This is a genomic window from Neomoorella stamsii (assembly GCF_002995805.1).
Lineage (GTDB): Bacteria > Bacillota > DSM-521 > Neomoorellales > Neomoorellaceae > Neomoorella > Neomoorella stamsii.
In genome coordinates this window covers 59,839-72,182 of record NZ_PVXL01000067.1, presented here as the reverse complement: position 1 = coordinate 72,182, position 12,344 = coordinate 59,839, and the positions used below count along the sequence as shown (strand labels likewise).

The window sequence follows — 12,344 nt, the reverse complement described above, 5'->3', positions numbered from 1 at the left end:
TCGTCTTACCAGCATCCTGTTATAATGAGTTCGAAAAAAATGACCGACCGTCCGGTCAATTTAGAGACAGGGGAGTTGTAACCGTGAGGCTAAAAAGGAACTCCGCCGGTGTTATCCTGGCCCTTTTTCTCCTGGCTGTAACTTTAGGTGGCTGTGGTAAAAAGCCGGCAAGCCAGGTGGAAACACCCAGGGTAGCGGTGGAAGTGGCGCAGGTCAAGCGGGGCAGCATCGCCCAGCCGGTAAGGGTGACCGGCACCGTCCAGGCCGGGGCCACCGTCCAGGTGATGGCCGCCATCCCGGGGAAGATAAAGTTGGTTCTGGTGGATGTCGGCGATAAAGTCTCCCAGGGCCAGGTAATCGCCGAGTTGGAAAACAGCGACATAGAAGCGCGCCTGCAGCAGGCAAAGGCGAACCTGGAGCAGGCGCGCCTCGGCCTGGACCAGGCTGACGCCCGGGTAAAGCAGGCGGAAGTCAGGGCGGGACTGGATGAGACCAACCTGAAGCGCACCCAGACGCTGTTCGACCAGGGCGCAGCTTCCCAGCAGCAGCTGGATGCCGCCCGCACAGCCGCGGCCGTCAGCCAGGAAGACCTGGCTGTAGCCCGCGCCTCCCTGGCGGCCTCCCGTGCCCAGGTCACCGCGGCCGAGGCGGCCGTGCGCCAGGCCGAGGTAGCCCTGGAGAATACATACATCAAGGCGCCGGTGAGCGGGGAGGTGGCGGCGCGCCTGCTGGAGCCCGGCGCGCTGGCCCAGGGAGCGGTGGTCACCCTGGTGACCTCCGGCGAGCGCCAGGTGGAGATTGGCGTTACCGAACAGGACGTCAACTACCTCCAGCCGGGCCGGGAGGTTGCCGTGGAGGTGCCGGTGGTAGCGGCAGAATCCCTGAAAGGGAGGGTCGCCAGCGTCAGCCCGGCGGCCGACGAACGCTCCAGGGTTTTTAAAGTCAAGGTCAGCCTTGTCAACGCCCCGCCGGGAGTTAAGCCGGGTATGGCCGCCACGGTTATCTACACCACCAGGCAGGTCAATAATGCCCTCCTGGTACCCAAAAACGCCGTGGTCAAGCGCGGCGCCCAGGACATAGTCTACACAGTCGTTGAAGGCAAGGCGGCAGGCCGGGTAGTCACTACCGGCATTGCTGACGATAAAAACGTCGAGATCGTCAAGGGCCTGGCTGACCAGGACAGTATTATCGTCAAAGGGCAGGACTTCGTCAGTGAAGGCCAGCCGGTGGAAGTCGTGAACGGGGGTGCAGGGGCATGAACTGGCTTCAGGCACTGGTCAGGCGCCCGGTAGCGGTAACCGTGGCCGTCCTGGTAGCCATCCTCCTGGGGGCCGTGTCCCTGGCGCGACTGCAGATAGACCTCCTGCCTGATTTGAACCTGCCCTACGCCGCGGTGATTACAACTTACAGGGGTGCCGGGCCGGAAGAAATCGAAAAGACTATTACCAGGCCCCTGGAAGACGTCCTGGGCACGGTTCAAGGAGTCAAAAATATCCAATCATACAGTATGTCCGGCACATCCTTGGTCCTGCTGGAGTTTAACTGGGGCCAGGATATGGATTTTGCGGCCCTGAATATGCGGGAGAAAGTCGACCAGGCTGAGCGCTTTTTACCCGATGCAGCAGATAAACCGATGGTCATCAAGTTTGACCCTAACATGATGCCCGTGATGACCCTGGCCATGTACGGCGACATGGACGAGCAGCAGTTGAAAGACCTGGCAGAAAATACCATCAAGAGCCGTCTCGAGCGCCTGGACGGCGTCGCCTCGGTAAACATCACCGGCGGCCTGGAGCGCGAGATCCAGGTACTGGTAGACCCGGCCCGGCTACAACTCTACGGCCTGTCCATCAGCCAGGTGGTCCAGGCCCTACAAGCGGAGAACAGCACCTTTTCCGCCGGCAAGGTCAGCGACGCTGGCAAAGACGTCCTGGTCCGGGTCGATGGCGAGTTTAAAGACCTGGACCAGGTCCGCCAGGTAACCCTGGCCACCGCTGCGGGGACGGTGCGGCTGGGCGATATAGCGGAAGTACGGGATTATCATGCCGAGCGGCAGAACTATGCCCTTTTCAACGGCCGGCCGGCCATCGGTCTGTCCATCCAGAAACAGACCAGCGGCAATACGGTGCAGATCGCCCATGCCGTTAAACAAACTATCAGGGAGCTGCAAAAGGAGCTGCCGCCGGGGGTAATCCTGGAGCCGGTAGTTGACCAGTCCCGCTACATCGAAAGCGCCATCAATGGCGTTTACCGGGATATGCTTTACGGCGGGCTGCTGGCCATGCTGATTATTTTCATTTTCCTGCGGAACTTCCGGGCCACCCTAGTCATCGGCCTCACCATTCCTATCTCGGTAATTACGACTTTTGTCCTGCTCTATTTTGGCAAGATGACCCTCAATATGATGACCCTGGGCGGCCTCTCCCTGGGAATAGGCCGCATGGTTGACGACGCCATTGTAGTCTTTGACAACATCTACCGCCACCGCCAGGAGGGCCGGGAAGCCATGGCGGCGGCCGTATCAGGAACCCGGCAGGTGACCACGGCCGTGGTGGCCTCCACCCTGACCACTGTATCCGTCTTTTTGCCCATCGCCTTTATTGAGGGAATGGCGCGGGAGATCTTCGGCCCCCTGGCCTTGACGGTGGCTTTCTCCTTGATGGCATCCCTGGCTGTCTCCATGACTGTCACCCCGACTGTGGCGGCCCGCCTCCTGGCCGGCGCCTTGCCCCCGGAGGCCACGACAGCCCGCAGTTTTTGGCAGAGTCTGGTTAACGGCCTCTGGCTGGCGCGTTTAAGCAACGCTTACAGCCGCTTCCTGAACTGGGCCCTGCGGCACCGCAAGCTGACCATAGCGGCGGTGGCCCTCATCTTTGCCGGCAGCCTGGCCTTGGTGCCGGCGGTGGGGGTGGAATTTATGCCGGTCACCGACGAAGGGACCATCAGCGTGTCTATCGAGCTCCCCAAAGGGACTGCCCTCGAGGCCACCGCCGCGGTAGCCGACCAGGTAGTAAGGCTTATCCAGCAGCAGCCGGAGGTCCAGAGCATCTACCAGCAGATCGGCAGTACCGGCGGCACGGCCAGCTTTATGAGCGGTGAGACGCCAGAGGCAGCCAGTCTGAATATCAACCTGGTACCGCTGGAGAAACGCCGCCGGAGCTCGACCGAGGTGGCGGCGGCTATCCGGGCGCAGGTCCGGAAAATCGCAGGCGCCAGGATTAACGTCACTACCTCCTCCAGCTTCGGTGGGGCTATGAGCGGCGCGCCCGTGCAGGTAGACATCCACGGTTCCGACCTGGAGGTGCTAAAGGAGCTCGCCACCGAGGCGCAGCAGCTGGTGGCCGCCGTGCCGGGCGCGGTGGGCGTGGAAAACAGCCTGGCTAAAGGCCGGCCCCAGGTAGAGATCACCGTCGACAGGGAAAAAGCCGCCCTGTACCGGCTGGGGGCCGGGCAGGTCGGCGCGGTGGTGGCCACGGCCGTAGGCGGTACGGTAGCCACCCGCTACCGTACCGGCGGTGACGAATACGACGTCCGCGTCTTCCTCCCGGAAGCCAGCCGTCGCAATATTGCTGACCTGGAGAACCTCACGGTGCTGTCCCCCCTGGGGGTGCAGGTGCCTTTAAAAGAGATCGCCAACCTCAAGCCGGACACTACCCCCAGCACCATCAGCCGCTACAACCAGGACCGGGTGGCCAGTATCACCGCCAATTTAAGCGGGGCGCGGCCCCTGGCCGACGTGATGGGCGACGTGCGGGCGCACATGGACCAGTTAAAGCTGCCGCCGGGCTACAGCATTGAGTACACCGGCGAGAACAAGATGATGAACGAGACCTTCGGCCAGCTGGGGCTGGCCCTGCTCCTGGCCGTGGTCCTGGTGTACCTGGTCATGGCGGCCCAGTTTGAATCCTTCTTCCACCCCTTTATCATTATGTTTTCCATCCCGGTAGCGCTGACAGGGGTGGTACTGGCCCTGCTGGCCACGGGAAGAACTTTCAACGTCGTCGCCTTTATCGGGATCATCATGCTGGCCGGGATTGTTCTCTCCAACGCCATCGTCCTGGTGGACTACATCAACATCCTGAGACGGGAAGGCGTACCACGGCAGGAGGCGATCCTGACAGCCGGCCGCACCCGCCTGCGGCCCATCCTGATGACGGCCCTGACCACAATCCTCGCCATGCTGCCTCTCGCTGCCGGCATCGGCGAAGGGGCCGAGATGAACGCCAGCCTGGCCACGGCGGTTATCGGCGGCTTGATGGCTTCCACGGTGCTGACCCTGGTCCTGGTGCCGGTGTTGTACACCCTCTTTGAGGACCTGGGCCAGCGCCTGGCCCGCTTGCTGTCGCCGGCGCGGCGCCGGCAGGGGGTAGGGGCATAGGTACGGAGGTTCCCCGGTACCCGGCGGCTGGATAAACCGCCGCCGGCCGCACCCGCCTGCGGCCCGCCCGGGGAGGAGGCCGGCGCCGGGAATGTAAATGGCAGGTATGAAAAGCAAGAGAAAGGGGAGGGGAGAGGTATGACCCGCGCGACAGGCGACAAGCGCCAGCAGATCCTGGCCGCCGCCACCGAGATCTTCGCCACCCGCGGCTTTTACCAGGCTAAAATAGCCGACATCGCCGCGGCCGCCGGGGTGGGGAAGGGGACCGTCTACGAGTATTTCCGCAGTAAAAAGGACCTCTTCCAGCAGCTACTGCTGCACCTTTTCAACGCCCACCTGGACCACCTGCTAAAAGTGGTCCAGGAACCGGACCTTGCCGGGTTCCTGGAGCGCCTTTTTAGGGAAAGCCTGAGCTACTTCCAGGCGCATCAGGAAATTGCCAGAATTCTTTTAAGTGACCACCCACCTATAGACGCTGCTACCCAAAGGTTGCTCTTCGCCGCCAAGCAGGAAAAACTCCAGCGCATGGCTGCATATCTCAAGGCAGCCGCCGAACGGGGGGAGATGCGCCCGGTGTCACCATGGATGGCTGCCAACCTGATCGTCGGCTTTATCGCCGCCCTGGGCCACCAGCTTTTCTTTGATAGCGATATGGATTTCGACCCGGCCGCCATCGCCAGCGAAGCTGCGGCGATGATTCTCCAGGGCATCGGCGGGTAGGGGGGACGCGGCTGCTGGTGCCGCCGCTTAACCCGGCGCCCGCAATATCGGTCCCGGGGTCGCTGCCCTACCTGCCTCCCCCGGGCGGCAAGAAAAAAAGCGCGGCTTAAACCCGCGCCTTTTTACTCCTCCTAGACCACATTTCGCTTGGGAAGCCTGGCCTGGGGCCTGCTTTTGCTTTTGCCCAGTTCAAGCTGCTCGTCAATGTCCATAATCCTGACGAGCAGGTGGGGCCGTTCCCTTTCCGAGGCGTAGGCCCACTGTTCCAAGAGCGCCTTGCGTTCGCGGAGGAGATTGCGCTGGATGTCCTTTAACATTTTTTATGCCTCCTTTCTTCGCTATAAATAAGTAAACCGGGGGAATTGCAGGAAAACTAGATTGTTTGTTAAATAGTATCTCTCGTTACCCCCATTCTTATTATACCACAAAGACAGGTACTTTGTGAATTATAGCTTGAAAAAAAATTGCAATTATTTCTCCTCGTCAGGACAAAAAAATTGCTAACAGGAATCTCGTCCTTTGTGTCGAAATTAAACCAGATATGTTTTAGCATCATCAGTTCTCACAGGCAATCTGACTTCCGACTTCCTGCTTGTGACTTCCATGTTACGAGGAGGCCCGGTAGTATGAAGCAACCTTCCTTACGCAACTGGAAAATACTCCTGCCCCTGGCCCTGATAATAGCCGCAGGCATTTATTTTGCCGGCCGGTCAGTCCAGGCCGGGGGACCGGAGCCGGGTAGCAACCAGGATCCCCTGGTGACCAAATCTTATGTCGACAATTACATCGACAGCCGCACCCGGGAGTTACAGGGGCAGCTTGATAACATAAATAAGCAGATCGCTGAACTGGAAGCCAGGATAACTGCCCTGGAGCAGCGCCCGGTGATTAAGTTAACTATAGGCAGTAAGACGGCTTATGTAGGCAGCACCGCCAAACAGCTGCCGGTTGCTCCCTACCAGACAGGCAATGGCACCTCCATGGTCCCCTTCCGCTTTATCGGCGAGGCCCTGGGGGCTAAAGTTGATTATAACGAAGCAACGCAAACTGTCAGCTATACCACCGCGACCCACTCTGTTATCCTGAAAATCGGTACCACCACCGGTACATTTGATGGCCGGAAAGATAACCTTCCTGCGCCGGCCACCCTGGTAAATGGGACGACTATGGTACCGGTGCGGGTCATCAGCCAGGGCCTGGGTGCCAGGGTGGACTGGGACCAGGCTACGCTGACCATTACCATCAGGCCATGACTGGTCTACCTGCCGGGTAGCTGCTGCCGGCCCCCTGGTGCCTATCAGGAGGAAAACTCCCGGTAGCAGTGGCAGGCAGCCTGGGGCGAGGACGCATGTTGATAATCTGTACAGGTACAGCAGAACTGCAAAGGGCGCGCCAGGCGCCCATTCCTTTGTCAGGAAGAAAAATTTTTGCGGACAGGGGAACCAGGAGAGCTAATTTAGCGTCTATAAGTTTGGGGGAAGAGCTCATGGTGGCGACACCAGATAGGCATCAAACTGAATTTTGGGGTGAAGGGGCGGCCCTGGCCAGGCGGCAGCGCCGCAGCTCCTTACTGTTAATTTTCGGTATAATCCTGCTGGCCTTTTTTACCTTTGGTGCCTTTGCCTTTGCCGGCTACCGGCTGGCCAACCTGTGGCTGGCCGGTGGCCTGGCTACCGGCCAGGGAGATAAGGACGGCAGCGGCCTGGCTGAGGCGGCACCCGGTCAGCCCCAGACCATTCTTCTCATTGGTATCGACCGGCGCCAGCCCCAGGAGCCTTCCCGGTCCGATACCATTATCCTGGCGGTCCTTGATCCCAGGAAACCCCAGGTTGATCTACTCTCCATACCGCGGGATACGCAGGTAAAAATACCCGGCCACGGCTATGATAAAATCAATGCCGCCCATGCCCTGGGCGGCCCCCGGCTGTTAATGGATACCCTCAATAATTTCCTGGGTACCCATATCGAGAAGTATGTCGAGGTGGACTTCCAGGGGTTTGAAAAAATCATTGACATCCTGGGTGGCGTCGACATCAATGTCGACAAGCGCATGTATTACCCGGAAGAGGGCATTAATCTCCGCCCAGGTTTACAGCATTTGAACGGTTACGATGCCCTGGGCTACGTGCGTTTTCGCAACGACCCGGAAGGAGATATCACCAGGATCGGCCGCCAGCAGAAATTCCTCCAGGCCCTCATTGACCAAACCTTAAGGCTGAGCACCATTCCCAAGATACCCAGACTGGTCAGTGAAATCAGTAAAGAGGTCAAGACCAACCTCAGCCTCAAAGAAATGCTCTCCCTGGCCTTGAGCATGAAAGATCTAAACGGCAGTGACGTGACCGCGCACCTGGTCCCGGGGGAAGGCAAGTATATCAACGGCATCAGCTACTACCTGGTCGACCAGAAGAAGCTGGCTGAAACCCTGGCGGCTATTCCCAACCTGCGGTAAAGAAAGCCTCTCTGTTCCAGGCCTGACGCCTGTCCCAATATCTCTCGCTTCCCACCGCTCCTAATTGCCTGCCGCGAAGGAGAAGGTAATCTTATGTCAAGTTGCTATGTCCTGGGTAACCGGGTAGATGCCCTCACCCTGGCCGGGGCTGTGGCCAGGGTGACAGAGTTTATCAGGGCCGGTACCCCCCATCACGTGGTGACCCTTAATGCTGAAATCGCCTACCGGGCCTACTGTGAGCCTGAACTCCAGGCCCTCATCAACCGCGCGCACCTGGTGACGGCCGATGGCGCCGGCATCCTCTGGGCGGCCCGGAAGCTGGGAACGCCCCTGCCGGAAAGGGTTACGGGCATTGACCTCCTCCAGGCCCTGGCGGCCGCGGGGGGCCGCCAGGGCTGGCGCTTTTACCTCTATGGCGCCGCTCCCGGCGTGGCTGAGGCGGCAGCTGCCAGATTGCAAAGGGAGCATCCCGGCCTTGTGGTGACCGGCACCAGCCATGGTTACCTGTTATCCCGGGAAATACCGGGACTTATAGGTGCTATCAAAGCGGCGCGGCCCCATATTCTCCTCGTGGGCCTCGGTGCCCCCAAACAGGAATACTGGATTGCCAGCCACCTGGAAGAACTCCAGGTGCCGGTGGTCATGGGCGTGGGGGGTAGTTTCGATGTCCTGGCGGGACGGGTGCAACGGGCGCCGACCTGGGTGCAGCGCTTGAACCTGGAGTGGCTGTACCGGGTGATTCAGGAGCCCGGGAGGGTCAAAAGAACGCTGGCCCTGCCGAAGTTTATGTTGGTTGTACTGCGGCAGGCCCATAAGAGGGGTTGATTCCCATGCCCACTATACACCAGGACCAGCCTCATTGCCTGAAAGCTAAACAATCCCTTACCCTCAAGCGAGCAGCGTACTGCTGTGTTTCCTGGCCCCGGCTGCAGCTTCAGGATGCAAGCTGCTAATAACAACAGCAACTTAACTGGTTACCATTGTGAGAAGTTTGAGGAAAAGCTTGAGATGAGGAGTATACTCATAGGCATGAGTTTACATAATCTGAAAACCACTGCCAGGGTAACTATACTTTCCATGTTCCTGCTGCTGGCAGTCCTCCTGGGACCTACACCCGGCTGGCACGGCCGGGGTTTCCTTACCGACCGTGCCGCCGATATCACCGGGGCCCGCCCCCTGGCGGCGCCGGGCCTAGTGGTGCCGAGCGGCCTTACCGGCAAGGGCGAGATTGTAGGTTTAGCCGACAGCGGCTTGGATGCAGGCAGCGTGAGCGATATTCATGCCGACCTGCAGAGCACCCCCGGCCAGATGCCCAAAGTGCTGATGTTGAAGAGCTGGGCCGGCCGGGAGAAGGCCGACGACCCTGTCGGCCACGGCACCCATCTGGCCGGTATTATCGCCGGTACAGGTGCGGCATCAAACGGCCAGTACCGCGGCATCGCCCCGGGAGCCAGCATCTATTTCCAGGGCCTGTTAAACTCCGGGGGCGAACTGGCGCCCCCCGAAGATCTGACCCGCCTCTTCCGCCCCGCCTATGAGGCTGGCGTCCGCATTCACGTCGACGGCTGGGGCGGCGGTCCCAACGCCTATCGCGATGCTGCCGTCCAGATTGACAACTTTGTCCGCCAGTACCCTGACTTCCTTCCCATCTTCGGCGCCGGCAACAGCGGGCCGGTCCAGGGGTCGCTTACTACCGAAGCCAACAGCAAAAACGCCCTGGTGGTAGGGGCGAGCGAGTCCGTGCGCCCGGCCTTCAGCCCTGACGCCAGCGACGCCCGCCGCCAGGCTGATTTCTCCAGTCGCGGCCCCACCGGTGACGGCCGTTATAAGCCCGATCTCCTGGCGCCGGGCACAGGTATTGTTGCCCCCCGCTCTCGCCTGGTAGAAGGCAATTTCCCTCTCAATGCCAGCTATAACGTCCAGAGCGGCACCAGCCAGGCGGCGGCTGTGACCGGCGGTGCCGCGGCCGTCTTGCGCCAGTACTTGAAAATAAAGGGCTTTGCCGATCCATCGGCTGCCCTTATCAAGGCCGCCCTGGTCAACGGCGCCTGGACGCCGCCTGCCGGGCCATCGACTGCTTTTCCCGGTATCCTGGATCTCGCTGGTACGGTGCTGGCCCTGGAGGAAAAGACCATGCACCTGGTGGATGCCAGCCAGGGCCTGGCGGCCGGGGAGGAGATGACCTTCCAGGTCGAAGTGACTACCGCAGCGGCACCCTTCAAGGCTACCTTGGCCTGGACCGACCCGGCGCCGCCAGCCGGGGCGGCGGCTGCCCTGGTTAACGACCTGGACCTGGTGGTAATTGCGCCCAACGGCCGCCAGTTTTTCGGTAATGATTATAGCGGTGCCGGCAAAGCCGATCACAGCAACAACGTGGAGAAAGTTTACATAAAAGACCCGCCCCCCGGCACTTATACAGTTAAAGTACGGGCCGTAACCATCAATAAAAGCGCTCTACCCGGGACCCGGCAGCCAGTCCAGGATTTTGCCGTGGCCTTTGGCCAGCTCCTTGAGCGAGGAGTAGTGGCCGGGGTTCCTGGCGCCAACCAGGTAACTTTAACTGGAGGCCGCACCATTACCGCCCCGCCAGGGGGCATTAAAAACTGCGTCGACGGCGCTGTGGCCCCGGCCGGTGCCGCTTCCATCCTGCCGGGCTCCGACGCCTACCTGGGGCCCCATACCCTGTACATCGTGGGCCGGCGCTGGCAGGCCACCGGCGCCCAGGCCCTGGAGACCAGCCAGGGCGATCTGTTCCTAGAGATTAACAGCCAGGCCCGCACTGGGGGCTACTACCTCAATCCTACCGGCAGCCTTGCTGTTAACAACCGTCCCGGCGTAGCCGCGGACCTGCCGCCCGGCTTTTCTCTGGCCGCCACCCTCAATCCGTCAACCCAGACCCTCTGGCGGGTCCTGGCCGGCTACCAGGAAAAGGAAGGCATTCTCGCCCGCATTGACCTGGAAAAGCGAGAACTCTGGCTCCTGGGACGCGATGCCCCCTATACCTTCAGTTCCCATGCAGCCGTTACCTTTGCCGACAAACTGGTAGACGCCGGCAGGGCCGACCTGCCTTACGGCGCTGCCGGGCGGGCCGAACCGGGGACCCTGGTGCCGGGTATGGCCGTGCGCCTGGTCCTCGACCCGGCAACAGGCCTGGTGGAATACATCGCCGTGAAAAGGGAACTGGCCCTGGGAAAGGTAGCCAGAGTTGACGGCAGCAGCCTCACCCTGGCCACGGGCGCTACCTACACCCTCTTCCCCGGTGCGCCGGTCAAACGCGACGGCAAGCCGGTGCAGATGAACTTTATCCGCACCGGCGACTGGGTGGCCCTGAATCTCATGCCGGGCAGCCGGGAGATAATTGACCTGACGGCTTACAGCACCGTCACCTACGGCCGCGTCCTTTATGTGAGTGTAGACCGGCGCAGCCTCTACCTCATGGATTTTGCCAACCAGTTTCGCCTCTTTGAGCTTGACGACGGCACCCAGGTATTTCGGTGGGGGCTCCCGATAAACGCCGCTACCCTGACCCCGGGCGACTGGGTGCGCCTTACGGCAGTGCCCGGCCAGGGGAAGGCCTGGCGGGTTGACGTCGCCACCCCGGCCGGGGAAACCGTTAAAGTCCTGGCCGGCGTTGACGGGCAGAAGGGCGTCTTGCGCACCGCCGACGGCGGTAGCTATACCTTAAGCGACCGCACCCTGGTCACTTTAAACGGCTACCGGGTGGACGCCGCCGGCCTGCCGGCCTGGGTACCCGTGACCCTGACCCTGCTCGAAAGCCCCCAGGGACCCATCCTGGCCCAGGTGGCGGCCGCCGGGCTGCCCGGCAGCAAGCCGCCGGCACTGGCTGTTTCGGTGCTGCCCCAGCAAGGCGGTGTCCTCCTCAAAGGGACCACTACCGCCAGCCGCTTGTACTTAAACTTTGACGACGGCAGGCAGGAGGTAATCACCCTGGACGCCAGGGGCGACTTCCAGCGGCTTTTAACCGGCGGGGAAAAAAGCGTCTTGCTGGTGGCCCTGGACCAGGCGACGAGCGGCGTGGTAGGGCAGAAAATCGACCTGGACAATACGTTGGAAGAGGGCTTCTGGGACACTCGCGGCCACTGGGCGGAGGAGGACATCAAGAAAATAGCCGCCCGGGGCCTGCTGGCAGGCTATGAAGACGGCAGCTTCCGGCCGGACAGCCCATTGCGGCGGGTGGAACTGGTTGCAATACTAGCCCGCCTGGCGGGCTGGGCGCCCGGTGGCGGGGAAACCCTGCCCTTCAGCGACGCGGCCAGCATCCCGGAATGGGCGCGGGCGGCCGTGACCGCGGCCCGGGCCCACGGCCTGGTCGCCGGTTACGAGGACGGCAGCTTCCGCCCGGACCGGCCCGTCAGCCGCGTAGAAGCGGCGGCCTTTTTCACCCGTTACCTGGAGATAGTAAGTAAAGGCACCGGGAACGGTAGCGCTGCAGACGAGGCCGCCCCTCCCTCCGGAGCGACCGCGCCTCTCCCGGCGGCATCCCCGGCCGGGCAGGCGGGATCTTCTCCGCTGGGTACATCCGGTACGCCCGTCTCTTCTACTCCAGCGGTAGCCGATATCTTCCGCGACTGGAACGAAATCCCGACGTGGGGCCGGGAGGCCGTGGCCCGCGCCTATACAAAAGGCCTCATGCGCGGCGTGGCGCCGGGCGTCTTCGCCCCCCTCTCCCCCCTCACCCGCGCCCAGGCCGCGGCCGTCCTGGCACGGGTGAAATGAATATAAAAGAAACCCCAAAACGGTCCGCTTTGATGAGATAGATAAACTTTTGCAAAA

At 61.4% G+C, this 12,344-nt stretch carries 8 protein-coding genes; 7 read left to right on the top strand and 1 reads right to left on the bottom strand.

Annotated features, from left to right (window positions below; translation table 11 throughout):
- The first annotated feature begins 83 nt into the window (after positions 1–83).
- The 3 genes from MOST_RS14500 (at position 84) to MOST_RS14490 (ending at position 5,098) form a co-directional block, all read left to right on the top strand.
- Positions 84–1,259 (top strand): efflux RND transporter periplasmic adaptor subunit, encoded by a 1,176-nt coding sequence (locus MOST_RS14500; protein ID WP_054937496.1) that lies wholly within the window; start codon positions 84–86, stop codon positions 1,257–1,259.
- Complete coding sequence (locus MOST_RS14495; RefSeq protein WP_054937497.1) at positions 1,256–4,378, top strand: efflux RND transporter permease subunit; 3,123 nt, start codon at positions 1,256–1,258, stop codon at positions 4,376–4,378. The genes MOST_RS14500 and MOST_RS14495 overlap by 4 nt, the downstream gene beginning before the upstream one ends.
- A 138-nt stretch (positions 4,379–4,516) precedes the next feature.
- Positions 4,517–5,098 (top strand): TetR/AcrR family transcriptional regulator, encoded by a 582-nt coding sequence (locus MOST_RS14490; protein ID WP_054937498.1) that lies wholly within the window; start codon positions 4,517–4,519, stop codon positions 5,096–5,098.
- Positions 5,099–5,229: 131 nt separating this feature from the next.
- Here MOST_RS14490 and MOST_RS14485 read toward each other — a convergent pair whose 3' ends face one another.
- Positions 5,230–5,415, bottom strand: coding sequence for a hypothetical protein (locus MOST_RS14485; protein WP_054937499.1), 186 nt, complete (start codon positions 5,413–5,415; stop codon positions 5,230–5,232).
- 309 nt (positions 5,416–5,724) lie between these two features.
- On the opposite strand from MOST_RS14485, the gene MOST_RS14480 reads away from it, so the two are divergent.
- The 4 genes from MOST_RS14480 (at position 5,725) to MOST_RS14460 (ending at position 12,287) form a co-directional block, all read left to right on the top strand.
- Positions 5,725–6,351 carry a copper amine oxidase N-terminal domain-containing protein gene (locus MOST_RS14480; RefSeq protein WP_054937500.1) on the top strand — a complete coding sequence of 209 codons (627 nt, stop codon included), beginning with the start codon at positions 5,725–5,727 and terminating at the stop codon, positions 6,349–6,351.
- A gap of 95 nt (positions 6,352–6,446) precedes the next feature.
- Complete coding sequence (locus MOST_RS14470) at positions 6,447–7,550, top strand: LCP family protein (protein ID WP_161952858.1); 1,104 nt, start codon at positions 6,447–6,449, stop codon at positions 7,548–7,550.
- Positions 7,551–7,643: 93 nt separating this feature from the next.
- Positions 7,644–8,375 carry a WecB/TagA/CpsF family glycosyltransferase gene (locus MOST_RS14465; protein ID WP_054937503.1) on the top strand — a complete coding sequence of 244 codons (732 nt, stop codon included), beginning with the start codon at positions 7,644–7,646 and terminating at the stop codon, positions 8,373–8,375.
- A gap of 204 nt (positions 8,376–8,579) precedes the next feature.
- Positions 8,580–12,287 (top strand): S8 family serine peptidase, encoded by a 3,708-nt coding sequence (locus MOST_RS14460; protein ID WP_054937504.1) that lies wholly within the window; start codon positions 8,580–8,582, stop codon positions 12,285–12,287.
- Positions 12,288–12,344 lie beyond the last annotated feature (57 nt).

Coding starts and splice junctions, on each gene's coding strand:
- MOST_RS14495 (WP_054937497.1), top strand. CDS start 1,256: ATGAACTGGCTTCAGGCACTGGTCAGGCGCCCGGTAGCGGTAACCGTG.
- MOST_RS14490 (WP_054937498.1), top strand. CDS start 4,517: ATGACCCGCGCGACAGGCGACAAGCGCCAGCAGATCCTGGCCGCCGCC.
- MOST_RS14485 (WP_054937499.1), bottom strand. CDS start 5,415: ATGTTAAAGGACATCCAGCGCAATCTCCTCCGCGAACGCAAGGCGCTC.
- MOST_RS14480 (WP_054937500.1), top strand. CDS start 5,725: ATGAAGCAACCTTCCTTACGCAACTGGAAAATACTCCTGCCCCTGGCC.
- MOST_RS14470 (WP_161952858.1), top strand. CDS start 6,447: ATGTTGATAATCTGTACAGGTACAGCAGAACTGCAAAGGGCGCGCCAG.
- MOST_RS14465 (WP_054937503.1), top strand. CDS start 7,644: ATGTCAAGTTGCTATGTCCTGGGTAACCGGGTAGATGCCCTCACCCTG.
- MOST_RS14460 (WP_054937504.1), top strand. CDS start 8,580: ATGAGTTTACATAATCTGAAAACCACTGCCAGGGTAACTATACTTTCC.